Genomic DNA, 25,800 nt, shown 5'->3' with positions numbered 1-25,800 from the left:
CTACCCGCGCGCTCGGCGGTTCTCGCGGACGACCTCGAGCGGCCCCTCCTCAGGGCTCGGCGGCTCGAAGCGAGCGAAGTACTCGGCCGCAGTCGTCTCGGTCAAGGGCCAATCGTCAGCACCCTTGCCTTGGCGGTCGCCGATCCGGCTCAGGATCGTCGCGAGATCTGTCGCGACGTAGACGGTCTCGGGCACGACGCCATGCGGTGCCAGCAGCGCACGATATTCGTCACGCTGGCGTCGGAACCAGAACCCGAAGTCGAGCACCACGTCCGATCCCGCGGTGAGGTGACGCAGCAGTCGCGCCTTGAGCTCGGCCGCGACCTCCGCGACGACGGCGGCATCCGGCATCGTCGTGATGCCCCGGTCCCAGAATTCCACCTCGAACGACAGCCGGATCCATCCTGCTCTCTCGAGCCGCTTGGCGTACGTGGTCTTGCCGGCACCGCCAGGACCGCACATCATCACGACCCGGGGCCGCCGAGTCTGGTCCGCCGACACCTGCCCGACGCTACACAGTTCACCGGCTTCCCAACCACCCCGTGCTGGGGGGCACTTCGCGAACAGCTCGTCGGGGCGTGGCCCGCTGTCGACCACCGTGCTCTCACCGGCCGACAAAGACCTCGGCCCGGCGACCGCTCCCGTGCGAGCATCGAGCGATGAGCGCGGGGGACGAGACAGGTGGCGACTTCACCGGCGGGAACGTCAACGAGGTGGCGCGGGTCGGGGACACCGTCCGCCGCACCTCCGGGCCGTGGACGCCGACCATTCACGCGCTGCTCGCCTGGGTCCGCGCCCAAGGAGTCCAGCGACTCCCGACGCCGCTGGGAGTGGACGATCGCGGACGAGAGGTGCTCAGTTACCTGGCCGGCGAGACAGCGGGGTGGCCGGTGCCCGCCTGGGTATGGGAACCCGGGACCGCCAAGGACGCCGGAGCTCTGCTGCGCTCCTGGCACGACGCGACCCGGACCTTCTCTCTCACCAGTGCGGTGTGGCGGATGCCGGCCCACGAGCCGGCCGAGGTGATCTGCCTCAACGACGTCGCGCCCTACAACATGGTCCACGACGGCGAGCAGCTGGTCGGCTTCATCGACGTGGACATGGCCTCCCCCGGGCCGCGGGCGTGGGACCTCGCCTACCTCGCCTACCGGATCTGCGGCTGGTGCCAGGACATGCCGGCACCCCCCGCGGGATCGTCACGGGACGCACGGCTGGCCCACCTGCTGGACAGCTACGGCCGCGACGCCGCACCCTCCGTCCCCGACCTGATGCGCACGATGCGCCACAGGCTTCACGACCTCGCCGACTGGACCGAGGAGCACGCCCGCACCACCGGGGCCCACCACCTGCTCGATCATGCGGCCATGTACCGGCGCGACGCGGCACGCCTGACGTAGCGGAACCAGGTCGATGTCGCGGCAACCGACAGGAACCTTGCTGCCGTTGGCCGACCGCGCTCAGTCGGGGCGTCGGAGGTGCGCGGGCCTTTCGGTCTGAGCGAGGGCTTCCAGCCGGCCGACGGTGGTCGAGGGCTTCGGGAGCGCGAGAGTCAGCACCCCCCCCCCGCGGTGCGGCGATCCCTGGGTCCTGCTCGGTGAACGAGGCGACCCCGCAGCCCGGGTCCGCACAGACCCAGCGACGCTTGCGCCACCGCAGCCGCACCGGGTGCCCGAACGCCGGGACGTCAATCATCTCGGCCATCCGGCGGCCCTTCGAAGCCGCCACGACCCCGCAGGACGGGCAACCCATCAGCCCGGGCGCCGACTCCACCGCCACGACGAGCCCTTCGTCATCACGGTCGATGTCGATCACATGCAGCGACACACTGCTAGACCTGCATGTCGACAAACCGCGAGTAGTGTCCCTGGAACGCAACGACGATGGTGTCCGTCGGTCCATTACGGTGCTTGGCAACGATCAGGTCCGCCTCACCAGCGCGCGGCGATTCCTTCTCATATGCGTCTTCACGATGGAGAAGGATCACCATGTCGGCATCCTGCTCGATGCTGTTGTGGACGGCAATACCATTGGCAATGAAGTTGTGGGTGTCGAGCACCGTGGCATCGAAGACCTGCTTCTCCCCCACCAACTCAATGGCTACGACCTCGTCCCACAGCAGGTCATTAACCGCCATGATCTCGAGTTCTTTACTCTCGAGAACTTGAGCGATCTTTCCCAGCCTCTGCCGTGATGGGTTGCGCTTCCACATCGCACTACCGGAGAACTCCGTGCCGATCTCCTGAGCAAACTGGCGGTGAGTCATCCCCCGTTCGGCAAGCAGATCACGCACGTCGTCCCATACCTGGCGGGGCACGGTGTCGATGTTCGTGTTCGCCTTGGTGTCACGGATGACCTCGAGAAGCCGAGCGGCACTCTCACCACGGATTCCGTGCACGCCAACCTCTTGCAGGAAGCGCCGCTGGTCATCTACCCCGGAGATGTCCAGCGTGTATCCCTGACGGTACGCGCTCTTGAGCGTCGCTCGGTGCACCCGCGTCGAGATTCCGAAACGAAGCAACAACCGCGACAGCCCATCGACGAGCTCACGCGACGTCGAAGCGTAATAGATCCGCCCGCTGCGCCCATTCTTGTCGACGGTGACCGAGCCATCGGTCGCCCATAGGTGCTTGATGAAGAGCGCAATCTGCTGCTTGGGAAGGTTAAAGACGCTCGTCGGGATGAATTTCTCGTGACTCCTGGCCCCGAAAAGACCCATCCCGTCCAGCCACTCGGCGATCGGGTTGCGCTTGCCGTGCGCCAGGCGGAACGGAGCGGGCAGGCGCAGCGTCGTGACTCGCGCGGCAGCATGCTCGTCACGAATCGGCGTGATCCCGAAGGCCTCCGCGGCAGTCGCGACAGCCGTCAGATTGTGCTCGTCGACAGACGCGTACCTTATCGGCTGCCGCTTCACGAATGATCCGTCACCGAGGAGGTGTGCCAGCATCACGACCTTGCGGTCGTCCCACTCGGCGTGCTTCTCCGGCCCCGGCACGTGTCGCGGCACGCCGATGCGCGAACCGACCTCCAGCTCACCCAGCGGCGTCCAGCCCTCGTAGGTGAGGAACGGGTGGTTCGCCGTCGCCTCGATCTCCTTGCCCGACGAGAGCCTGAGCCGGTAGACCGGCTTCACCCCGGTGGGGAACACGTGCGTCAGGTGCCGGCGCACGTACTGCAGCCGCTCGTTCAGCGCCCAGACCGGGACGTCCTTGGCGTTGAGCGCGAACAGTTCGCCCATCGTCGTCTCGGCGCCGGTGTCGGCACGCAGGATCTTCGTGTCCTCGGTGAGGCACCCGGACTCTCGAAGGTCCGACATCGCAGGCTTCTTGTCCTGCCGCTGCTCGGGACCACGGTTCAGCTGCGAGAGCGCGATGACCGGAACCTGAAGCTCTTTCGCGAGGAGCTTCAGCGCACGCGAGAACTCGGAGACTTCCTGCTGGCGCGACTCGACGCGCTTGCCGGACGACATCAGCTGCAGGTAGTCGATGACCACGAGCTTGAGGTCGTGCCGCTGCTTGAGCCGCCGGCACTTGGCGCGGATCTCCATGAGCGACATGTTCGGCGAGTCGTCGATGAACAGCGGCGCCTCGGAGATCTTTCCCATCACCTTGGCGAGCTTCTGCCAGTCGTCCTCGCCCATGGAGCCGTTGCGCAGCTTCTGCAGGTGCACGCGCGCCTCGGCCGAGAGCAGTCGCATGGTGATCTCGTTGCGGCTCATCTCGAGCGAGAACACGACCGACGTCTGACCGTTCTTGATCGACGCCGCACGAGCGATGTCGATGGCCAACGTGGAGTTGTGCGTCGGCACCATCCCGCGGCTCGCCAGGTAGAGGTGCGAGGGGTGCGCGATCTCCACGCACCGCACCGGAACACTGTCGATCCGACGAACGTCCACGATGAACCGAGAGGTCAGCTTCGCAGTTGGCTTCCTGCGACGCTCCTTGTGAACCAGGCGCTTCCGCTCGAGCGCGAAGACGTCATCCTCGGTCGTGAACGTGATCGTGTAGGCAACCGACGACGCCGACGTCCGGCCGTCAACCTGCTTCTCCCACCATCCCGAGCGGTACCCGAGGCTGTGCACCAGCTCACGGAAGTCCTCGGCGAGGCGACGGTTGGTCACGCTGAACTGCAGGCTCCCGGTCCGATTGACCGTGCCGTCCGTATCCATGAGTCCCCACAGCAGCTCCCGCCGCTGCGCCTCACTCGCGCGAAGGTATTCGGCCGGAATGTGCTTGTCACCGTGCACACCGAGAGTTCTCAGGACCCCAGCGACCGAGCCGTGCGAGCGGTGACACTCCAGGCACCTGCGGTGGCCACTGCTCGGACGTCCGCAATCAGGACACGTCGGCGCCGCGCTCGGCGCGGAAACCGTCGTGGCCTTGCCACCGCACGAACGCCCGCAGGTCTTGACCTGCGACATCTTCGGCACAAGATCCGCGCCACACACGACACAGCGTCGTGCAGCTATCGGCTCGCCCTCGGGAAGCTGCAACTGGTAGAGCCTGGCCGGCCCGTCGGACGAGCCGTGTGCCGTGACTCGGTACCCGAGCCCTTCAAGACGCATACCGATCTCAGGATCGGCCGAGGTGAATCTCGCCGAGATCGAGTGTCCATCTCCGAGCCAGACTCCCAGCGCGTAGGGGTGGAGTGGCAGGACAGCGTCCGGCAGGTCCAGGGCTGGTGCCGTCACGACGGAGTGGTTGGCACGCTGGTCGGCAGTCTCGCAACGCAAAGTGCGAGCGATGTCCACAGTGGTGCTGATCGATGACTCAGGCGTCGAGCCGAACTGGACCTTGCGCCGCTGGGCCCTGGTGCTCGTCGACCACTCGTGCATGGCGTCCGCGACGATGGTGGTGCCGTCGTCGAACACCACCTCGTAGCAGGGGCGCCCGGTCATGACCTCGGTCGCGCGGACCACGCGGGTGGGCGTCCCGTCGGCAGCGATCAGCTCGTCACCCACGGCGACGTCGCCCATGGTGGTCCAGCCGGTCGGGGTGGGCAGCGGCGTGTCGAGCGCCAGGGCCTTGCCCATGGCCGGTCGGGCGGCGATGACGATCATCTGACCGGGGTGCAGGCCGTTGGTCAGGCGGTCGAGGTCGGCGAACCCTGTGGGCACGCCCGTCATGCCCTCGCCACGGTGGCCGGCGGCCTCGATCTCGTCCATGGTGCCGCCGATGATCTCGGACAGCGGCAGGTAGTCCTCGGTGGTGCGGCGCTCGGTGACGGCGTAGATCTCCGCCTGCGCGTTGTTGACGACGGTGTCCACCTCGCCGCCGTCGGTGGCGTACCCGAGCTGGACGATCTTGGTGCCCGCCTCCACCAGGCGGCGCAGCACGGACCGCTCGCGCACGATGCGCGCGTAGTACCCGGCGTTGGCGGCCGTGGGCACGCCCGCCATGAGGTCGTGGATGTAGGGGGCGCCGCCGATGCGCACGAGCTCGCCGCGCTTGGTCAGCTCGGCGACAACGGTGATCGCGTCCGCGGGCTCGCCCCGCCCGTACAGGTCGATGATGGCGTCGTAGATCGCCTCGTGCGCGGGGCGGTAGAAGTCGTTGCCGCGGATCTGCTCCACGACGTCCGCGATGGCGTCCTTCGACAGCAGCATGCCGCCGAGCACGCTCATCTCGGCGGCGAGGTCCTGCGGAGGGGTGCGATCGAACCCGGCGCCCGACGATGAACCGGAGTACCCGGCCTCGAGCTCGTCGATCGACATGCCCACCTCGCTCCCCCGGCGATGCCGGCACTGCGGCCCGCCGACCGGACCGTCCCTGCTGTCAGGTCCTCGTTCTACTCTGAGGCACCGACACCGCGCCCGACGCTAGGCTCGCCCGACGCCATGCGCAACGGGCCCTGTGGACGGTCGTGTGGACGGACCTGTGGACCGACCCCCGCCGCCTGTGCACAGGCAGTGGACAGGCATGTGCACAACTGGGGATATCTGCTGTGTACAACTCTCCGCAGGCCGCTGACCTGCTGGAACACTACGCTCAGGCTGTGGAGGAAGGAAAGTTGGGTGAGGTGCGACGCATTCCCGCGGAGCGACGCCGCATCGACCGCGACATCCTCGCGCTCGCGCTCCCCGCCCTCGGCGCGCTCGTCGCGGAGCCGCTCTTCGTCCTGGTCGACAGCGCCGTCGTCGGCCACCTCGGCACCGCCCAGCTTGCCGGCCTCTCCCTCGCCTCGACCCTGCTGCTGACCCTGGTGGGCCTCTGCGTCTTCCTCGCCTATGCCACGACGGCGGCGGTCGCCCGCCTCGTCGGCGCCGGGCGCACCCGCGACGCCCTCCAGTCCGGCGTCGACGGCATGTGGCTCGCCCTCGGCCTCGGCGTCGTGCTCGCCGGGATCCTCGCCGCGAGCGCCCCCTGGGCGGTCGGCGCCATGGGCGCCACGCACGACGTCGCCGACCATGCCGTCACCTATCTCCGCTGGTCCGTGGTGGGCCTGCCGGGCATGCTCGTCGTCCTCGCGTCCACGGGCGTGCTGCGCGGCCTGCAGGACACCCGCACGCCGCTGTGGGTGGCCTCCACCGGCGCGGTCGTCAACGCGGTCCTGTCCGTCGCGCTGGTCTACGGCGCCGGGCTCGGCATCGCGGGCTCCGCCATCGGGACGGCGGCCACCCAGCTCGGCATGGCCGCGTGGCTCACCGTCGTCGTCGTGCGGGGCGCCCGCCGCCACCACGCCTCCCTGCGGCCGCACCGTGCCGGCATCTGGGCGAACGCCGTCGCGGGCGCACCCCTGTTCGTGCGCACGGTGTCGCTGCGCCTCGCGATCCTGGTTACGGTCGCCGTCGCCACGAGGCTCGGTGCCACGAGCCTGGCCGGCCACCAGATCGTCAACAGCCTCTGGGGTCTGGCCGCGTTCGCCCTGGACGCCCTCGCGATCGCCGGCCAGGCGCTCGTGGGCCACGGCCTCGGCGCGGGAGACACGGCGCGGGTGCGCGCCGTCCTGCGTCGCTCGTTGCAGTGGGGCGTGGGGGCGGGCGTCGTCGTCGGGGTCGTGTTCGCTGTGGGCGGCTGGTGGATCGCCCCGCTCTTCACTCCCGACCCGGACGTGCGCGCGGCCGCGGCCTGGGGCCTCGCCGTCTGCGGCGTCCTCATGCCGATGGCGGGCTGGGTGTTCGTGCTGGACGGCGTCCTCATCGGCGCCGGCGACGGCCGCTACCTCGCGTGGGCGGGCATGCTCACCCTGGTGGTCTACGCCCCGTGCGCGGTCGCGGTCGGCGCGTGGGCGCCCGAGGGCGCCGTCGGCCTCGCCTGGCTGTGGGGTGCGTTCGCCGGGGTGTTCATGCTGGCGCGCGCCCTGACGACGGGACTGCGCGCCCGCGGCGACCGCTGGATGGTGACGGGGGCGTGACCCGCCCGGCCGGGCAGGTCACCAGCGTGTGAACGCGGCACCTCACGCGGGCACGAGCAGCCGGTACCCGACTCCGCGCACCGACGACAACCGCAGCTCCGGCACGGAGTGGAGCCGCTTGCGCAGCCGCTTGACCGCCGAGACCACCGGGTCGGGGTCGCCCAGGTAGACGGTGCGCCAGACGGTGCGCGTCAGGTCGGCGAACGACCACACCCGGTCCGTGTCCGACGCGAGCGCCGCCAGCAGGTCGAACTCGCGCATCGACAGGTGGATCCGGTCGCCCCGGGCGGTGACCTCCCGCGCCGCCAGGTCCACCTGCAGCGGCCCCCGCACGATCCGCACCGCCTGCTCGTCGTCGGTGACCAGCTCGTCGAGCCCGCCGTCCAGGACCGCCGGCGGCACCACGGCGCCCGCGGGCCCGCCGGCCGGCGGACCCAGGAGCATCCTCGCCCCGTCGACGTCCGCCGTCGCGATCACCGGCGCTCGGCCACGCAGCAGCCGGGCGACCTCCCCCACCCGTTGCAGGGGAATTCCGACGCACAGCACGTACCCGCCCAGGTGCTCGGCGGAAGGACTCTGGGGCATCGCTGACCTCCGTACCTTCCCGCAACGTTTACTCAGGTATCTATCAGATGAATCGTTCCTCGGCGCGGCGAACGGACCGGCGCACGACCGCCCGGCGACCGGTTGTTGACCCCGAACTGACCGGCGGGCGCCCTTGTTCCGCCTTGACCGTCACGGTGGGCTGGCACCGGGGGACCCGACCGGGTTCCCCGCGTCGACGTCACCGCCGACCGGCGGTGACGCTGCCCACGGGAGGTACCGTGCACGCTCCGCACCTCAGGAGAAGGCGATGGGTCGCGACCAGTGCGACACTCGCCCTTCTTGCCGCACCCGCAGCAGTCATGATCCCGGCCGCAGCAGCGACCGACCTGTCCACCGCTCCGTCACCCGGCTCCGAGCTGCTTCCGGCCGAGCCCGTCCCCGCGCCGGGGGACAAGATCAGCGACGATGCTGAGAAGTCCCTCACCGGAGGCCCCGACAACTTCTGGCTGGAGCTGACCGACACCGCGGACCTGTCCGCGGCGAAGGACATCGCCGACTGGGACGAGCGCGGCCAGTACGTCTACGACGCGCTCACCCGCGTCGCCGACAAGTCCCAGGCCGGGCTCGTCGAACGGCTCGAGGCCGCCGGCGTCGAGTACGAGCAGTTCTGGATCACCAACCGGATCCTCGTCACCGACGGCACCCTCGGGCTCGCGAACGAGCTCGCGGGCTCGCCCGAGGTGGCCGCCATCAGCGCGCCGGTCGTCGTCGAGCTCCCCGAGCCCGTCAAGCGCGTCAAGGCCGCCGACAAGGGCACCCAGGCCGTCGAGTGGGGCATTGAAGCCGTCAACGCCGACGACGTCTGGGCCCAGGGCATCACCGGCCAGGGCATCACGGTGTCCAACATCGACAGCGGCGTCCAGGTCGACCACCCGGCACTCGCCGCGCAGTACCGCGGCATGCAGGACGACGGCACGGTGACCAACGACTACGCCTGGTTCGACTCCTCGAACGCGTGCAGCGGCGCACCGTGCGACGGCAACGGCCACGGCACGCACACGATGGGCACCATGGTCGGCGACGACGGCGCCGGCAACCAGATCGGCGTCGCACCCGACGCGGAGTGGATCGCGGCCAACGGCTGCGCCACCTGCTCCGACGCGGACCTCATCGAGTCCGGTCAGTGGATCCTCGCACCGACCAAGGCCGACGGCTCCGACCCCGACCCGGCCCAGCGGCCCCACGTCGTCAACAACTCCTGGGGCTTCGACGCCCCCGGGGTCATCGACGACTTCATGGCCGAGGAGATCGCCGCGTGGGAGGCCGCCGGCATCTTCGGCAGCTGGTCCGCGGGCAACGAGGGACCCGCCTGCTCGACGACGTCGTCCCCGGGCGCGAACACCGCGACCTACGCGGTCGGCGCGTTCAACTCCGCGGGCGACATCGCGTCCTTCTCGTCCCGCGGGCCGGGCGAGGACGGCACCGTCCAGCCGAACATCGCCGCACCGGGCCAGAGCGTGCGCTCGTCGGTACCCGGCAGCAGCTACGCCACCTACTCGGGCACGTCGATGGCGGCCCCGCACCTCGCGGGCGCGGTCGCGCTGCTGTGGAGCGCGGCACCGACCCTCGTCGGCCAGATCGAGGAGACCGAGGCCCTCCTGGACGCCTCGGCCGTCGACGTCGACGACACCACCTGCGGTGGCACCGCCGACGACAACAACACCTGGGGCGAGGGCAAGCTCGACGTCGCCGCCCTGATCGCCGCCGCACCCGTCGGCGACACGGGGACCGTCGCGGGCGCCGTCACCGACGCCGACGGCGCCCCCGTCGCCGGCGCCACCGTGACGTTCGACGGTGCGGACGACCGCACCGCCACCACCGACGAGACCGGCGCCTACGAGGCCGTCGTCCCCGTCGGCGACTACGCGGTCTCCGCGTCGGCCTTCGGGTTCCTCGCCTCGCCCGCGGTCGACGTCACCGTCACGCAGGACGAGACGGTCACGGTGCCGATCGTCCTGACCGCTGCACCGACCCACACCGTCAGCGGCACCGTCACCGACGCGGGCAGCGGCGACCCCGCCGCGGGCGCCACCGTCACGCTGTCGGCACCGCTCGACGACGTCACGACCGACGCCGACGGCGACTACGCCTTCGCCGACGTCCCCGAGGGCACCTACACGCTGACGGTCTCGGCCGGCACCTGCGCCGAGCCCTTCAACACCGAGGTCACGGTGGACGGCGACGAGGACGTCGACGCGGCGCTCAAGCGGTTCACCGACGAGTTCGGGTACTACTGCACCGTCGGCACGGCCGGCGCGGCCACGGGCGACACCCTGCTCGACCTCACCGGCGACGACGTCGCCACCCAGGTCGCCCTGCCGTTCTCCTTCCCGTTCTACGGCGAGGAGTACGACGCGGCCTACGTGTCGTCCAACGGGTTCCTCAACTTCCTGGGGTCTGTGACCGCGTTCAGCAACGTGTCCATCCCGAACGCCGCCACGCCGAACGCCGGCGTGTTCCCGTTCTGGGACGACCTGCGGATCGACGAGGAGGCGGCCGTGTACACGGGCGCGACCACCGTCGACGGCACGGACGGGTTCGTCGTCGAGTGGCGGAACGTGCGCAAGTACACGCCCGCCACCGACCGGCTGAACTTCTCGGTCACGCTGCTCGAGGACGGTCGGGTCCTGCTCGGCTACGGGGACCTCACCGACACGGCGACCGCCACCGGAAGCTCGGCGACCGTCGGGATCGAGGACGCCGCGGGCTCCGTCGCGTCCCAGTTCTCGTACAACACCGCGACCCTGTCCGACGGGCTGTCGATCACGTACGACCTGGCGGACATGGGCGTGCTGAACGGCACCGTCCGGGACGCCAACACCAACGAGCCCCTCGAGGGCGCCACCGTAACGATCACGTCGAAGGACGACGGGGACGTCAAGGTCGCGACCACGGGCGCCGACGGCGCCTACGCGGCGATGCTCCCGCTCGAGCGGTACGGCATCGTCATCGAGGCGCCGGGCTACGTGAGCGCCACGCGCAACGCGGCGTTCAGCGAGGACGGCCAGGTCCTGACCCGCAACGCCAGGCTCGCCGCCGGGCAGGTCGAGGTGAGCAAGGAGTCCATCACGGCGGCACCCGCCATGGGGGCCACCGCGAACCGGTACTTCCGCGTGACGAACACCGGCACCGCGCCGGTGAACGTCGACCTCGGCGTCGGCGACGGGGGGTTCTCGGTGCTCGGCGCCAAGACGACCGGCGGGGCGATCTCGCACGTCGTCGGCGACGCCACGGTGCCGGACAGCGGCGGCCCGTCTCTCGGGACGACCGGTGCGGGACTCGGCACGGCCGACGGGGACAAGAAGGCTCCCGAAGGCCTGGCCACCTCGGGCGCGAAGGCGGGCACCGTCACGCCCGACCTCTCGGCCGTCCCGCTGGCGGACAAGACCATCACGCACTCCGCGTCGCAGAACATCGTGGCGAACAACTCGGTGGCCTGCACCAACCAGGTGGTCACCCAGGACAACGCCTACCTGCGGACGTTCACGCTGAGCGACTTCGACATCTCGGGGAGCTTCGACGTCACGAACGTGTCCTTCGGTGTCGAGGCGGCCAGGGTGGCGCAGCCGCTCACGGTGAACCTCTACACGCTCGACGGCGACGACCTCACCTACGCCAACCTGACGCTGATCGGCAGCGCCGAGGCGACGGTGGGCACCGACGCGGGCGGCACGGTCGTGTCCGTCCCGGTCACGGGCGAGGTGCCCTCGGGCGGCACGCTCGTGGTCGAGGTGGACGTCCCCGCCGGCGGCTGGTTCTTCCCCGGGTCCAACCCGGACGGCCAGACGGCGCCCTCGTACCTCCGGTCCGAGGCGTGCAGCATCCCGGAGCCGACCGACACCGCCGAGATCGGCTACCCCGACATGCACCTGGTGATGAACGTGTCGGGTGAGACCGCGGGCGGCGGAGGGATCTCGTGGCTGGACGTCCAGCCGCCGAGCTTCACGCTGGCTCCCGGGGCGTCCGTGCAGGCTGCCGCGACGTTCACCGCGAACGTCGCCCAGCCGGGCGCCTACACGGCGACGGTCACCGTGGGCAACGACAGCCCGTACGCCGCTCCCTCGGTCGCCGCGACGATGAACGTCAAGGCACCCCGCGGATGGGGCAAGATCGCCGGCACCGTGACCGGTGAAGGGTCCGCTCTCGACGGCGCGGTCGTCCACCTCGACGGCCTCGCGTCCGACATGACCCTCGTCACCGGTGCCGACGGCACCTACGGCTACTGGATGCCGCGGGCCAACGGCCCGCTGCAGATGATCGTGGCGGCGAACGGGTTCATCCCCACCACCCGGCAGGCGTCGATCGTCGCCGGGCAGACCTCGGTGTACGACTTCGACCTGAAGCCGCTGCCGTGATCTGACGGGAACGACGAAGGCCCCGGCCTCCTCGCGGAGGTCGGGGCCTTCGTGCGTGGTCTCGACGAGCTCGACCACCGGTGACCGATGTCAGCCGGCGACGACCTTGACGTCGATCTTCGCCGACACCTCAGGGTGCAGGCGGATCGACACGGTGTACTCGCCGGTCGACTTGATCGGCTGCCCGATCTCGATCTTGCGCTTGTCGAGCTTCGGGCCGTCCGCGGCCTCGACCGCAGCGACGATGTCACCGGTGGTGACGGCGCCGAACAGGCGGCCGGACTCGCCGGCGTGGGCCGAGACGACGACCTGCTTGGCCGAGACCTTGTCGGCCAGAGCCTTCGCCTCGTCGAGCGAGGCGACCTCGCGGGACTTGCGAGCCTTGCGGATCGCAGAGACCTGCGACTCCGCACCCTTGGTCCACGGGGTGGCCAGGCGGCGCGGGATGAGGAAGTTCCGGGCGTACCCGTCCTTCACGTCGACGACGTCCCCGGGCTCACCGAGGCCGGTGACCTCGTGGGTCAGGATCAGCTTTGCCATGATCTGTGATCCTTTCCGGTCAGCGGGCCGACGACGAGTACGGCAGCAGGGCCATCTCGCGCGCGTTCTTGACGGCACGGGCGATCTGGCGCTGCTCCTGGACGGAGACGCCGGTCACGCGACGCGCACGGATCTTGCCGCGGTCGGAGATGAACTTGCGCAGCAGCGCCGTGTCCTTGTAGTCGACGGTCTCGATCTTGGCCGTCTTGAGCGGGTTCGCCTTCTTCTTGGGCTTGCGCACCACAGGCTTGGCCATGGTGTTGCTCCTTCTCAGGTGCGGTCCCGGGCGCGTGCACGACCCACCGCGAGGGGGGTCACGCCGTCACCGGGACGAGATGATCTGGGGAATGGGTGCCGATCAGAACGGGGGCTCGTCCGAGAACCCGCCACCCGACGACGCGGGGCCAGCCGTGGCCCACGGGTCGTTGCTCTGACCGCCACCGGAAGAACCGAAGCCTCCTGCGTTGCCGCCACCGGAGTTGCCGCCGAAGCCGCCACCGGAGTTGCCGCCACCGCCGAAGCCGCCACCGCCACCGGACCGCTGGGCACGGGTGACCTTCGCCGAGGCACTCCTCAGCGACGGACCGACCTCGTCCACCTGCAGCTCCACGACGGTGCGCTTCTCCCCCTCGCGAGTCTCGTACGAGCGCTGCGTCAGGCGTCCCTGCGCGATGACGCGCATGCCCTTCGTCAGCGACTCGGCCACGTTCTCGGCCGCGTCCCGCCAGATCGAGCAGCGCAGGAACAGCGTGTCGCCGTCCTTCCACTCGTTGGTCTGGCGGTCGAACAGGCGCGGCGTGGACGCGATCGTGAAGTTCGCGACCGCAGCACCGGACGGCGTGAACCGCAGCTCCGGGTCTGCCGTCAGGTTTCCGATCACCGTGATGACGGTGTCACCAGCCATTGCCTAGCTCCTTCGTTCGATCCGCGTGAGTTCGTGTGCGACTGCTGGGGGGATCCCATCACGGGGCACCGACAGGCGCCCAGCGGGGAGAGAAGTCGGTTCGGGAGACTCAGCGCGCGTCGGCGCGGAGGATCTTGGTGCGCAGGACGGCCTCGTTGAGGCCGAGCTGGCGGTCCAGCTCCTTCGCGGTGTCCGGCGTGGACGTGAAGTCCACGACGGCGTAGATGCCCTCGGCCCGCTTGTTGATCTCGTAGGCCATCCGGCGGCGTCCCCAGATGTCGACCTTGTCGACGGAGCCACCCTCGGTCGAGATGACCGACAGGTACTTCTCCAGCGACGGGGCCACGGTGCGCTCCTCGACCTCCGGGTCCAGGATCACCATCAGCTCGTACTGACGCATGTGTTCAACCCACCTCCTCTGGTCTTGACGGTCACGGTCGTTCCGTGACAGGAGGGTCTTGCGTGCGTCGGCTGCGCCACGACCCTCGGAACGGTCCGAGGCTCGAGAGCACAGCCAGTCCACCAGGGTACCCGGGTCCGGGCCCCTGGAGGAAATCGGGTGGGTCAGTCCCCGCCGAGTATCCCGCCGCCGTTCCCGCCGCCATTGCCGTTGCCGTCGCCGGGCGGCTCGGTACTCGGCTCCTCGGTCTCCGGCGGCTCCGTCTCCTCCGGGCCCTTGGAGACGACGATCGTCACCGTGGACCCGACCTCGACGCTGCTCCCGACACCCGGGTTCGTCGCGATGACGTTCCCCACCGGCTCGTCGCTGAACTCCTCGACGACGTTCGCCCGGAGCGTGTCGCCCTGGAGGATCTGCTCGGCGGTGGTCCGCGGCATGCCTCGGACCTCCGGCACGACCACCTGCTCGGGCTGCTCCGGCTGCCCCGTCGAGACCACCAGCGTGATGGTCGACTCCGGTGGCACCATCTCGCCGGCCGCCATGGACATCTCCACGACCCTGCCCTTGGGCTCGTCGCCGTTCTGCGGTCGGGTGCGGACCTGCAGACCCAGCGCCTGGAGCTCCTGGGTGGCGCGGGCGACGTCCATGCCCACCACGTTCGGCAGCTCGACCGCCTCCGGCGTCTCCGGCGTCGGGGACGGCGTGAACGTCGGCTCCGGGGCCACGTACTCGGGGAACTCCTCGATGTCGACGCCGTCCAGGGCGACCTTCATGAAGTCCGTCCACGCCCGTGCCGGCCACGAACCACCGGTGATCTCGCGGTAGCCACCGAACGTGTCGATCTGGTCCTGCCCGCCCATCTTCCCAGCCTCGAGGTCGAGGGTCTCGTACTGCCGCAGGCCCACGACGGTGGCGAGCTGCGGCACGAAGCCCGCGAACCAGGCCGACCGGTTGTCGTTGGAGGTGCCGGTCTTGCCGGCCACGGGGCGGGGCGCGAGCTCCTGGGCCGTGCGTCCCGAACCCTCTTCGACGACCTGGGTCATCGCGTACGTCGCGGCCGTGATCGCCTCGGCGTCGAACACCTTCTCCTGGGCCGTCGGGCCCTCGTACACCACGGTGCCGTCCAGGTTCTCGACCTTCTGCACGATGTGGGTCGTGGTGCGGTATCCGCCGGAGGCCATCGTTGCGTAGGCACCGGCCAGGTCGATCGGGTACACCGACGCCGTCCCGAGCACGTTGGACAGCCCGTTGGGGATGTCGGAGCTCTCACGGATGCCCGCGCGGTGCGCCACGTCCGTCGTCTTCTCGGGGCCGATCTTCTGGTTGAGCTCGACGTAGGCGGTGTTCACCGAGTGAGCGGTCGCCGTGACGAGGTCGATGCTGCTGCCGAGGTCCTCGCCGCCGAAGTTGGGCACCGACCAGTCCTCGCCGTTGTTCGCCTTCGGAAAGACCTTGGGCGAGTTGCCGTCGAAGCGCTCATCGAGCGTGACGCCCTCCTCGAGCGCCCCGATGAGCGTGAACGGCTTGAAGGTGGACCCAGCCTGCACCACGTCCTGCGTGGCGGTGTTCAGCGATTGCTTGACGTAGTCCGGTCCGCCGTACATCGCCTTGACGGCGCCGGTCTCCGGGTCGATCGACACCAGCGACATCCGCACCTTCTTGTCGGCGTCGTCGGGCAGGGACTTCGCGATGTCCACCGCGGCGCGCTGCAGCTTCGGCTCGATCGTCGTCGTGATGCGCAGCCCGCGGGTCTCGAGCTCCTCCGCCGAGTACTTCCCGTCCGGGTTGGACTCGGTCCGGGTGAGCTCCTTCTTCACCGCGGCGAGCAGGTAGCCCTTCTGCCCGCCCTGGCTGTTGGTGGCTTCCTTCTTCTCCTTGAACTCGGGGAAGGCCGCCTCCTTGTGCTCGGCGGCGGTGATGTACCCCTGCTCGTACATGTGGTCGATGCTGCGCTTCCAGCGCCGCTCCGCCTGCTCGAGGTTGACCGAGGGGTCCCAGTTCGTGGGGGACGGGATGATGCCGGACAGCATGGCTGCCTCCGACGGCGTGAGGTCCTTGGCGTCCTTGCCGAAGTACTCCTGCGACGCGGTCTGGATCCCGTACATGCCGCGGCCCCAGTAGATGGTGTTGAGGTAGCCCTCGAGCACCTCTTCCTTGGGGACGGTCTGCGCGATCTTCATCGCGATGATCGCCTCGCGGGCCTTGCCCGCGTACGACTTGGTGGTGTCGAGGCGGGTGCGCTCCACGTACTGCTGCGTGAGCGTCGAGGCACCCTGCGTGGAGTCGCTCGTGAGGTTGTGCAGCACGGCGCGTCCCATGCCGAAGAAGTCCACGCCGCTGTTCGTCCAGAAGGTGTCGTCCTCGGAGGCGACGACGGCGTTGCCCACGTACTCGGGGAGATTCTCGATGTCGATCTTCTCCCGCTTCTGCTCGGCGAACGTGCCCATGACCTTGCCGTTCGCCCAGTAGACGGTCGTCGCCTCCTGGTTGATGCTGTCCATGTTGTCGGGGATCGTCGTCGTGCTCCACGCCGCCACGAACAGGCCTGCCGCCAGGGACACGCCAGTGAGGCCGGTGCCCACGACGATGCGCCAGGAGGGCAGCCAGCGCTGCACCGGGCCCTTGTTCGGGCGCGGGTAGTTCCAGAAGCGACGTCTCCTCGCCACCGTCCAGCCTTTCGTCGTGGGTAACCGTGCGCACGACGGCGCGCACCGACCTGCGATCTCAGGGAACCCTAGGCGATGCACCCGCGCCGACGTCACCCTGAGGGGTGTCAGCACAGCGGTTTACGCCGAGCATCCGCAGCCCCCTGGCCCAGGCTTTGCGGAACCTTCACAACTCGCCTCATCAGGCGGGTCCGCTGCTCCCGTTGCGCGGACATGACGTCGCGTCCTATTCTCCCGATGTATCGACTCGATAGGTCGAGTCGTCAGGACGAGGGAGGAACGCCGTGCGCAGCAGGTCTGCCGTGCTCGAGACCGCCATCCTCGGCCTGCTCAATTCCGCCCCCCTGCACGGGTACGAGCTGCGCAAGCGGCTCAACCTGCTGCTCGGCTCGTTCCGCGCGTTCTCCTACGGCACGCTCTACCCGGCGCTGAAGTCGCTGGTGGCGCGTGGCCTCATCGAGGCCACCGACCCCGAGCCGGCACCGGCCGGGAGGGCTGCGGCACGTCCGGCGCGCGCGAACGCCCGGGCGAGCTCGAAGGCGCCCCTGACCGGGCGGCGCGGGCGGATCGTCTACCGCCTCACGGCCGAGGGCAAGGAGTACCTCCAGACCGTCCTCGCCTCATCGGGGCCGGCCGCCTGGGAGGACGAGAACTTCGACGTCCGGTTCGCGCTCTTCGCGCAGACCGACGCCGAGACCCGAATCCGCATCCTCGAGGGCCGGCGCACCCGGCTCACCGAGAGGTTGGAGGCGGTCCGGGAGTCCGCCGCGCGCACCCGCGAGCGGCTCGACGAGTACACGCTCGAGCTGCAGCGTCACGGGCTCGAACAGGTCGAGCGCGAGGTGCGCTGGCTCGACGGACTCATCACCACGGAACGCGACCGGGCTCTCGGCCGCGACCGCGACCATGACGCCGGGGCGCCCAAGCCCCCGGCCCCAAGTAGCAAGGAGCGAGGATGACCTCCGTCCGCGTTGCCATCGTCGGTGTCGGAAACTGTGCATCTTCCCTGGTCCAGGGTGTGCACTTCTACCGTGACGCCGACCCGTCCGACACCGTCCCCGGCCTCATGCACGTGCAGCTCGGTGACTACCACGTCCGTGACCTGGAGTTCGTGGCGGCGTTCGACGTCGACGCGAAGAAGGTCGGCTTCGACCTGGCCGAGGCCATCCACGCCTCCGAGAACAACACCATCAAGTTCGCGGACGTGCCGCCCACCGGCGTCACCGTCCAGCGCGGCCACACGCTCGACGGCCTCGGCGACTACTACTCCGCGACGATCGACGAGTCCGACGCGGCCCCGGTCGACGTCGTGCAGGCCCTGAAGGACGCGAAGGTCGACGTCCTCGTCTCCTACCTGCCGGTGGGCTCCGAGGCGGCCGACAAGTTCTACGCACAGTGCGCCATCGACGCCAAGGTCGCGTTCGTCAACGCCCTGCCGGTCTTCATCGCCTCCGACCCCGAGTGGGCCAAGAAGTTCGAGGACGCAGGCGTCCCGATCGTCGGCGACGACATCAAGTCGCAGGTGGGTGCCACCATCACGCACCGCGTGCTGGCCAAGCTGTTCGAGGACCGCGGCGTCATCCTCGACCGGACGTACCAGCTCAACGTCGGCGGCAACATGGACTTCAAGAACATGCTGCAGCGCGACCGCCTGGAGTCGAAGAAGGTCTCCAAGACCCAGGCCGTCACCTCCAACCTCACCGGCCCCCTGGGCGGCAAGAAGGAGGACCGCAACGTCCACATCGGCCCGTCGGACTACGTCGCGTGGCTCGACGACCGCAAGTGGGCGTACGTGCGCCTCGAGGGCCGCGCCTTCGGCGAGGTGCCCCTGAACATGGAGTACAAGCTCGAGGTGTGGGACTCCCCGAACTCCGCGGGCATCATCATCGACGCCGTCCGGGCGGCGAAGATCGCGCTGGACCGCGGCGTCGGCGGCCCCATCCTGTCCGCGTCGACGTACTTCATGAAGTCGCCGCCGGAGCAGATGGAGGACACCCACGGGCGTGCGCAGCTGGAGGCCTTCATCCGCGGGGACATCGAGCGCTGATCTCCAGCGAAGTGCAAGACCAGCGCGACCATCAGATCGAGCGCTGATCTGGAGCGCAGCGCAGGGTGCGGGCTCACCCCGCCGAGATCGAGGGGACCCTCTCTATCTCGGCGGGGTCCCCTCTCTATCTCGGCGGGGGTGCTCGCCGTCGGGCGGACGGGGCGTGGGAGGGTTGAGGCTGTGGAGAAAGGTGCACGGGTGAGCGTGATCTCGGAGCTGCGGGCGCTGCTGCGCCTGGACGGCTTTCGCAAGCTGTTCGCCGTGCGCCTCGTCTCGCAGGCCGGGGACGGCATGTTCCAGGTCGGGCTGGCGTCGCTGCTGTTCTTCTCCCCCGAGTCGCAGGGCACGGCGGCGGCGATCGCCGGTGCGTTCGCGGTGATGCTGGCGCCGTTCACGATCGTCGGGCCGTTCGCGGGCGTGTTTCTCGACCGCTGGCAGCGCCGGCAGGTCCTGGCCTGGGGCAACGCGGTGCGGGTCGTGATCACGGTCGGGATGGCGGTGCTCATGCTGTCCGGCGGTGTGTCCGGCTGGATCTACGCCTTCGGCCTGGCCGCGCTGTCGGTCAACCGGTTCCTCCTCGCGGGGCTCTCGGCCGGTCTGCCGCGCGTGGTCGACGGCCCGCTGCTGCTCACGGCCAACTCCCTCACGCCCACCCTGGGTGCGGGCGCGGCGTTCGTCGGCGGCGGGATCGGCGTCGTCCTCGGTCTCATGTTCGAGCCGGGCCGCGTCAAGGATTCCTCGGCCCTCGTGTGCGCGGCGGTCGTGTTCGGCATCGCGTCGCTGCTCGCGCTGCGGCTGGGACGCACCCAGCTCGGGCCGGAGCGGCCGGCGGAGGCCGCGATCCGCGGCGAGATCGTCAAGGTCGCCCGCGGCCTGGCGGACGGCGCCCGCTACCTCGTCACGCGGCGCACCCCGGGCCAGGCCCTCCTCGTGATGGCGGCGCACCGCTTCCTGTACGGCGTGGTGTTCATCGCCTCCATCCTCATCGCGCGCAACCTGCTCTCCCCCGGCGACCAGGACGCCGGCATGGGCACGTTCGCCGTCGTCATCGGGCTCACGGGCCTGGGCGGTGCGGGCGCGATGGTGCTGACGCCCACCCTGTCGCGGCTGACCGGCCCGCAGGGGTGGATCGCGATCATGCTGCTGCTCGCCGCGGCCAGCCAGCTCCTGCTGACGACGACGCCGTCCCGGGCCGTCGTCTACACCGGCGCGGCGCTGCTCGGGCTGGCCGCACAGGGCACCAAGATCGCGGTCGACACGATCGTGCAGCGCGACACGCAGGACGCGTACCGCGGGCGGGCGTTCGCCTTCTACGACGTGCTCTACAACGCGGCGTTCGTGGGCGCGGCGGCGCTGGCCGCCTTCACGCTCCCGGACACCGGCTGGTCGCGCGGCGTGTTCGTGGGCCTCGCCGTCGCGTACGTGCTGGTCGCGCTGCTCCTGTGGCTCCGCGGCGCACGCGAGGCGGCTCCGGCCGCGCCACGCGCCGACGCCGGCGCGCCCGACGAGGTCGCCACCACGGCCTGACCCGGCGGAACGCGGCCCGGCGCCGTCCGGTCCGTCCGGCACCGATGAGTCGCGCCCGGAAAAGGGGTCGTCAATCTCGCGGGAATAACGCAGGCTGGTCGATGGTCGTACACAGTACGGTCATGCCTCCCCGGCGACCGCGCGGGGGCGTCCGTCCCCGGTCCGGAACCACACCGCGCGCCGTCCCGCACGTGGAACGACCCTGCCCTGAACACGCCCGCACGCCGGGCATCGACGTGAAGCGGAGACCCCCGTGCCAGCTCCCCGGACCACCAAGACGACGCCCGCGCCCACGGCGCCGGCAAGGGCCCCTGAAGCGCCGCCGCCCGCCGCCGCCGCCCGCCTGTCCCGCCAGAACGTCAAGGTCATCGGGCTCCTGCTGGCCTCCAGCTTCGTCGTCATCCTCAACGAGACCACCATGGGCGTCGCCCTGCCCGCGATCATGGCCGAGATGGATGTCACGGAGGCCACCGGCCAGTGGCTCACCACGGCGTTCATGCTCACGATGGCGGTCGTCATCCCCGCGACCGGCTGGATCGTGCAGCGGCTGGGCACGCGTGGCGCGTTCATCCTCGCCATGGCGGCGTTCAGCACCGGCACGCTGCTCGCGGCGATCGCCCCGGCCTTCGGCATCCTCGTCGTCGCGCGCGTCGTCCAGGCGACGGGCACCGCGATCATGATGCCGCTGCTCATGACGACCGTGATGATGCTGGTCCCGCCGGCGCACCGCGGCCGGGTGATGGGCAACGTGTCGATGGTCATCTCCGTGGCGCCCGCGCTCGGCCCCACCATGTCGGGCCTGGTCGTGACGTCCCTCGGCTGGCGCGCCGTGTTCTGGGTGGTGCTCCCGATCGCGCTGGTGTCCCTCACCGTCGGCGCGGTCCTCGTGCGCGACGTCGCCGACCGCGCTCGTCAGCGACTCGACCCCCTCTCGCTGCTGCTCGCCGTCGGCGGGTTCGGCGGCCTGGTCTACGGGCTGTCCAGCTTCGGCGAGGCCGCGCAGCACGCCGTGGCGGTGCCGCCGAGCGCCCTGGTCGGTGCGGGTGCCGCGTTCCTCGCGGTGTTCGTCTGGCGCCAGATCGTGCTCCAGCGCACCGACGCCGCGCTGCTGGACCTGCGCGTCTTCCGGGCGCCCGGCTTCGGCCTGGGTCTCGGGCTGATGGCGCTGAGCTTCGGGTCGATGCTCGGCACGTTCATGCTGCTGCCGATCGTGACCCAGAAGGCCATGGGCATCTCGGCCGTGACGACCGGGCTCGTCATGCTGCCCGGCGGCATCGCGATGGGTCTGCTGGGGCCCGTGGTGGGCAACCTCTACGACCGGCACGGCCCTCGCGTGCTGGTGCTGCCCGGCCTCGGCGCCGTGACGGCGGGGATGCTCGTCTTCGCGAGCCTGTCGTCCACCTCGCCCGTCTGGCTGGTGCTGGCGGGGCACCTCGTCATCAGCCTCGGCCTGGCGCTCGTCTTCACGCCGTCGTTCACGTTCACGCTCGCCGGCCTGCGGCCGTCCCTGTACTCCCACGGTTCCGCCGTGATGGGCACGGTCCAGCAGCTCGCGGGGGCGGCCGGCACCGCCCTGTTCATCACGCTCCTGACCGTGCGGTCCGTCTCGATGGTCGACGACGGCGCCACCGCCGCCGCCGCGATGTCCGGTGGCGCGCGGGTGGCGTTCCTGGCCGGAGCCGCGCTGTCTCTCGTCACGCTCGTGCTCGCGACGCGGCTGCGTCGTCCCGCGCCCGTGCCGGGTGCGGAGGCGCACGTCGGCGCCCACTGAGCCACCCGCACGGGTCCGTCGAGAACGACCTGGGGGCCGCCGTCCGATCGGACTGCGGCCCCCGGGTCGTTCCTCGGCGGTGCGGGGTGTCTCGACGGTGGGTGACGGCGCTCAGGTCGTGGTCGACGTCCCGACGCCCTGGGCCGAGGCCGGCCGGCGAGCGGCCGCCGGCCGGAACGCGGGCGCGAGCGCGGCGACCGCGAGCGCCAGGACCGCGGGGACGGCGAACGCCCAGCGCAGCCCCGCCAGCTCGGCGACGCCGCCGATGAGCCCGGCGCCGAGCACGAATCCGACGTAGTTGAACAGGTTCACGCGCGCGACGGCTCCGCCGGTGCCGTCCGGGTCGAGGTGCCCGGCCACGGAGAAGGCCAGCGGCACGACGACGCTCAGCCCCAGCCCTGTCGCGGCGAACCCCACGACGGCGGCCCACGGTGCGGGGGCGAGCGTGACGAGCGCCAGGCCGGCCGCCCCGAACAGGCCGCCCGCGACGACGAGCCGCACGGGCCCGAACCGGTTGACCTGCCCGTCTGCGGCGAGCCTGCCCACCATCTGGCTCCCGAGGTAGGCGGCCAGCCCCAGCGGCGCGACGTTCGACGCGCCGTCCAGCACGTCCTCGACGTACTTGGTGGACCAGTTCGACGCCGCCGAGTCCGCCAGGAAGACGATCGTCACCGCGACGCCCACGAGCACCAGGGGGCGCCAGGGCACGTTGGCCGCGGCCTCGCCGCCCACGGCTGCGGGCGTCGTCCGGCCCGACTCGTCCGCGCGCGTCAGCAGCAGGGGGGCGGCGGCGAGGTCGACGACGATCCCCACCCCGGCCACCAGCCCCAGCCCGGCAACGAGGGACCATCCGAGCGAGTGGGCGAGCACGGCCGCCAGCGCACCCAGGATGCCGCCCACGCTCCACGCGCCGTGGAAGGAGTTGAGCAGGCTCCGGCCGTAGCGGCGCTCCACCGCCACGCCCTGCAGGTTCATCGCCGCGTCGACGATGCCGAGCAGCAGCCCCACCACGGTGACGACGCCGAAGAGGACGCCCACGGACGGCGCCAGGCCGGTCCCCACGATCGCGACCGCGACGAGCGGGCCACCGAGCCGCAGCAGCGCCGCGCTGCCGACGCGCGGCGCCAGGGCCCCGGCCAGCACGCTGCCCACGCCCGCCACCACGGGGACGAGCAGCAGCACCAGCGTGAGCGTGCCGTCGGAGACGCCGAGCGCGTCCTGGAGGGTAGGCACCTGCGCGAGCAGGCCCGCGAAGCACATGCCCTGGACCAGGTAGAAGGCGCTCGCGCCCAGCCTGGCCCTGCGGTCGGTTCCCATGCGGCCTCCGAGTCGGGTCCGCGCCGGTGCGGACCCTCGGCGCACACCCTACTCAGGGGGACGTCAGGACTGCCGCGACTCCCACCAGGTGCGCAGCTCCGCGGTGGCGCGCTCGGTGCCGAGCGGCCCGTGCTCCATCCGCAGCGCCAGCAGGTGCTTGTACGCGGCGCCGACGTCGCGGCTCGGCCCGATGTCGAGGATCGCCATGATCTGGGTGCCGTCGAGGTCCGGTCGGATGGCGTCGATCTCCTCCTGCTCGCGCAGGTGGTCGATGCGCTCCTCCAGCGCCGTGTACGCGTCGGCCAGCCGCTGCGCGCGCCGCTTGTTGCGGGTCGTCGAGTCGGCGCGCGTCAGGCGGTGCAGGCGCTCCAGGAGCGGCCCCGCGTCGGTGACGTACCGCCGGACGGCGGAGTCGGTCCAGGCTCCGTCGCCGTAGCCGTGGAACCGCAGGTGCAGCTCGACGAGGCGCGCGACGTCCTTGACGACCTGCTTCTCGAACTTGAGCGCGCGCAGCCGCTTGGCCACCAGCTTGGCGCCCACCACCTCGTGGTGGTGGAAGCTCACACCGCCGCCGTCCTCGAACCGCCGCGTCGCGGGCTTGCCGACGTCGTGCAGCAGGGAGGCGAGCCGCAGCACCAGGTCCGGGGCGGGCACGGGCCCGTCGGGTCCGGTCTCCTGCGCGATGGCCTGCTCCAGCACGATCAGGGAGTGCTGGTAGACGTCCTTGTGCCGGTGGTGCTCGTCGATCTCGAGCCGCAGCGCCGGCAGCTCGGGCAGCACCTGGTCGGCCAGGCCCGTGTCGACGAGCACCTCGAGCCCGGGCCGGGGCCGGGGCGCGAGCAGCAGCTTGGTGATCTCGGCCTGCACGCGCTCCGCCGAGACGATGTCGATGCGGCCCGCCATCTCGACGATCGCCGCCCGGGTCGCCGGCTCGATCCCGAAGCCGAGCTGGGCGGCGAACCGGGCCGCCCGCAGCATCCGCAGCGGGTCGTCGTCGAACGACCGCTCGGGGGCGATCGGCGTACGCAGGACGCCGCGCGCCAGGTCGGTGAGACCGTCGAACGGGTCGACGAAGGTGAGGTCCGGCAGGCGCACCGCCATGGCGTTCACGGTGAAGTCACGACGGGACAGGTCGCCGTCCAGGGTGTCCCCGAACGCGACCACGGGCTTGCGTGACGCCGGGTCGTACTCGTCCGTGCGGTACGTCGTGACCTCGACGACGACGTCCTGTCCGTCGACACCCCCCGCGCGGCGGCCCTTCGCGAACCGGCGTGCGCCGATCGTGCCGAACTCCTTGCCGATGTCCCAGTGCGCGTCGCCCCATCGCGCCAGCAGGGCCTGTGTCTCGTCGGGGGTGGCCGAGGTCGCGAAGTCGAGGTCGCTGCTCGGTCGGCCCAGGAACGCGTCGCGGACCGGTCCGCCGACGAGGGCCAGCTCGTGCCCGGCGTCGCGGAACACCTCGCCCAGCTCGACCGCCGCGGGGGCCATCTCGGTCAGCGTGGTGAGGGCGCGGCGCAGCAGCGCTGCGGGGGTGGAGGATTCAGGGGTCGGCACGACGTCCCATCCTCCCAGATCCCGCGGGCTGGTGCCCACGGGCCGTCGGTGCGGTCCAGGGCCCCGCACCCGTTCCACCCCACGTGGCGCCGCACGGAGGCGGTGCTGTACTCGGTAGGGTGGGCATATGTCCTCCCCGGCACCGGTTCCCGGCCCCCGCAGCGGGCGCTCGACCGTGCCGGCGGTACCCGTTCCGCCGGGCGGCCACCCGCTGCGCGTGGACCCTGCCCTCCTCACGGGGCACGCGGGCGTCGGCGTCCCAGGCGTCGTGGGGTCCGCGGCCACCGGGTCGACGGCGCACCTGCCCGTCGTGGAAGAGACGTCCGCGGGAGGTCTCGTCGTCGAACGAACCCCGGGCGGTCACCAGGCCGCCGTCATCGTGCGGCGCAACCGCGCGGGCCGGCTCGAGTGGTGCCTGCCCAAGGGGCACCTCGAGGGGGACGAGACGCCCGAGCAGGCCGCGGTCCGCGAGATCCGCGAGGAGACCGGGATCCTCGGCACCGTCCGCACGGAGCTCGGCATCATCGACTACTGGTTCTCCGGTGAGGACCGCCGGGTGCACAAGGTCGTGCACCACTTCCTGCTGCGTGCGGAGGGCGGGATCATCACCGCGGAGGGCGACCCCGACCAAGAGGCGGAGGACGCCCTCTGGGTGCCCGTCGCCGACCTGGGTCACCGCCTGTCGTACCCGAACGAGCAGCGCCTCGCCGGCGTCGCGCAGCAGGTCCTGGCGCGCACCCCCGGCGTGGTCGAGTGAGGCCTA

The 25,800-nt window shown here is 70.7% G+C and carries 18 protein-coding genes and 1 pseudogene; 8 read left to right on the top strand and 11 right to left on the bottom strand.

The genetic code is table 11. From position 1 onward, the window contains the following. On the bottom strand, positions 1-597 hold the full coding sequence (locus LEP48_RS12505) for a P-loop nucleotide/nucleoside kinase family protein (protein WP_225565927.1): 597 nt from the start codon (positions 595-597) through the stop codon (positions 1-3). A 62-nt stretch (positions 598-659) separates the two neighbouring features. On the opposite strand from LEP48_RS12505, the gene LEP48_RS12500 reads away from it, so the two are divergent. Next, positions 660-1,397 (top strand): phosphotransferase, encoded by a 738-nt coding sequence (locus LEP48_RS12500; RefSeq protein WP_225565926.1) that lies wholly within the window; start codon positions 660-662, stop codon positions 1,395-1,397. Positions 1,398-1,632: 235 nt separating this feature from the next. Here the strand turns inward: LEP48_RS12500 and LEP48_RS12495 are convergent. After that, a pseudogene (locus LEP48_RS12495) lies at positions 1,633-1,749 on the bottom strand (transposase family protein); the annotation flags it as partial. Between the two features lie 79 nt (positions 1,750-1,828). Continuing rightward, positions 1,829-5,710, bottom strand: coding sequence for a replicative DNA helicase (locus LEP48_RS12490; RefSeq protein ID WP_225565925.1), 3,882 nt, complete (start codon positions 5,708-5,710; stop codon positions 1,829-1,831). 296 nt (positions 5,711-6,006) lie between these two features. Here LEP48_RS12490 and LEP48_RS12485 point away from each other — a divergent pair, with 296 nt between their 5' ends. After that, positions 6,007-7,350, top strand: coding sequence for an MATE family efflux transporter (locus LEP48_RS12485; RefSeq protein ID WP_225565924.1), 1,344 nt, complete (start codon positions 6,007-6,009; stop codon positions 7,348-7,350). A gap of 42 nt (positions 7,351-7,392) precedes the next feature. Here LEP48_RS12485 and LEP48_RS12480 read toward each other — a convergent pair whose 3' ends face one another. Beyond that, on the bottom strand, positions 7,393-7,935 hold the full coding sequence (locus LEP48_RS12480; RefSeq protein ID WP_225565923.1) for a winged helix-turn-helix domain-containing protein: 543 nt from the start codon (positions 7,933-7,935) through the stop codon (positions 7,393-7,395). 320 nt (positions 7,936-8,255) lie between these two features. Between LEP48_RS12480 and LEP48_RS12475 the strand changes: the two genes are divergently transcribed. Beyond that, the gene (locus LEP48_RS12475; protein ID WP_225565922.1) at positions 8,256-12,311 is read left to right on the top strand and encodes a carboxypeptidase regulatory-like domain-containing protein; all 4,056 of its coding nucleotides are present in this window, start codon (positions 8,256-8,258) and stop codon (positions 12,309-12,311) included. Between the two features lie 90 nt (positions 12,312-12,401). Here the strand turns inward: LEP48_RS12475 and rplI are convergent, their stop codons facing one another. The 5 genes from rplI to LEP48_RS12450 all read right to left on the bottom strand — a co-directional run bounded on the left by rplI (position 12,402) and on the right by LEP48_RS12450 (position 16,821). After that, complete coding sequence (gene rplI / locus LEP48_RS12470; protein ID WP_225565921.1) at positions 12,402-12,851, bottom strand: 50S ribosomal protein L9; 450 nt, start codon at positions 12,849-12,851, stop codon at positions 12,402-12,404. A gap of 19 nt (positions 12,852-12,870) precedes the next feature. Then, positions 12,871-13,107 carry a 30S ribosomal protein S18 gene (gene rpsR / locus LEP48_RS12465; RefSeq protein WP_013840065.1) on the bottom strand — a complete coding sequence of 79 codons (237 nt, stop codon included), beginning with the start codon at positions 13,105-13,107 and terminating at the stop codon, positions 12,871-12,873. Positions 13,108-13,209: 102 nt separating this feature from the next. Next, positions 13,210-13,755, bottom strand: a complete 546-nt coding sequence (locus tag LEP48_RS12460; RefSeq protein WP_225565920.1) for a single-stranded DNA-binding protein — start codon at positions 13,753-13,755, stop codon at positions 13,210-13,212. 109 nt (positions 13,756-13,864) lie between these two features. After that, positions 13,865-14,155, bottom strand: a complete 291-nt coding sequence (rpsF, locus tag LEP48_RS12455; protein ID WP_225565919.1) for a 30S ribosomal protein S6 — start codon at positions 14,153-14,155, stop codon at positions 13,865-13,867. A 164-nt stretch (positions 14,156-14,319) separates the two neighbouring features. After that, positions 14,320-16,821, bottom strand: a complete 2,502-nt coding sequence (locus tag LEP48_RS12450; protein ID WP_225565918.1) for a transglycosylase domain-containing protein — start codon at positions 16,819-16,821, stop codon at positions 14,320-14,322. Positions 16,822-17,105: 284 nt separating this feature from the next. Here LEP48_RS12450 and LEP48_RS12445 point away from each other — a divergent pair, with 284 nt between their 5' ends. The 4 genes from LEP48_RS12445 to LEP48_RS12430 all read left to right on the top strand — a co-directional run bounded on the left by LEP48_RS12445 (position 17,106) and on the right by LEP48_RS12430 (position 22,166). Further along, positions 17,106-17,780: a PadR family transcriptional regulator gene (locus tag LEP48_RS12445; RefSeq protein WP_225565917.1), complete on the top strand. Its 675-nt coding sequence runs from the start codon at positions 17,106-17,108 to the stop codon at positions 17,778-17,780. Next, positions 17,777-18,868: an inositol-3-phosphate synthase gene (locus LEP48_RS12440; protein ID WP_225565916.1), complete on the top strand. Its 1,092-nt coding sequence runs from the start codon at positions 17,777-17,779 to the stop codon at positions 18,866-18,868. Before LEP48_RS12445 ends, LEP48_RS12440 begins: the two co-directional genes overlap by 4 nt. A 198-nt stretch (positions 18,869-19,066) precedes the next feature. Beyond that, positions 19,067-20,395 carry an MFS transporter gene (locus tag LEP48_RS12435; RefSeq protein WP_225565915.1) on the top strand — a complete coding sequence of 443 codons (1,329 nt, stop codon included), beginning with the start codon at positions 19,067-19,069 and terminating at the stop codon, positions 20,393-20,395. A gap of 253 nt (positions 20,396-20,648) precedes the next feature. Then, positions 20,649-22,166 carry an MDR family MFS transporter gene (locus LEP48_RS12430; protein ID WP_225565914.1) on the top strand — a complete coding sequence of 506 codons (1,518 nt, stop codon included), beginning with the start codon at positions 20,649-20,651 and terminating at the stop codon, positions 22,164-22,166. Between the two features lie 111 nt (positions 22,167-22,277). Here LEP48_RS12430 and LEP48_RS12425 read toward each other — a convergent pair whose 3' ends face one another. Further along, entirely contained in the window at positions 22,278-23,483 is a 1,206-nt protein-coding gene (locus LEP48_RS12425) for an MFS transporter (protein ID WP_225565913.1), read from the bottom strand. 63 nt (positions 23,484-23,546) lie between these two features. Then, positions 23,547-25,037 carry a CCA tRNA nucleotidyltransferase gene (locus tag LEP48_RS12420; RefSeq protein WP_225565912.1) on the bottom strand — a complete coding sequence of 497 codons (1,491 nt, stop codon included), beginning with the start codon at positions 25,035-25,037 and terminating at the stop codon, positions 23,547-23,549. Between the two features lie 127 nt (positions 25,038-25,164). On the opposite strand from LEP48_RS12420, the gene LEP48_RS12415 reads away from it, so the two are divergent. Further along, positions 25,165-25,794, top strand: coding sequence for an NUDIX hydrolase (locus LEP48_RS12415; protein WP_225565911.1), 630 nt, complete (start codon positions 25,165-25,167; stop codon positions 25,792-25,794). Positions 25,795-25,800: the final 6 nt, after the last annotated feature.

This window comes from Isoptericola luteus (assembly GCF_020297055.1).
GTDB classification, from domain to species: Bacteria; Actinomycetota; Actinomycetes; order Actinomycetales; family Cellulomonadaceae; genus Isoptericola; species Isoptericola luteus.
The sequence above is the reverse complement of the archived record's forward strand: the minus strand, read 5'-3'. Positions and strand labels throughout refer to the sequence as shown.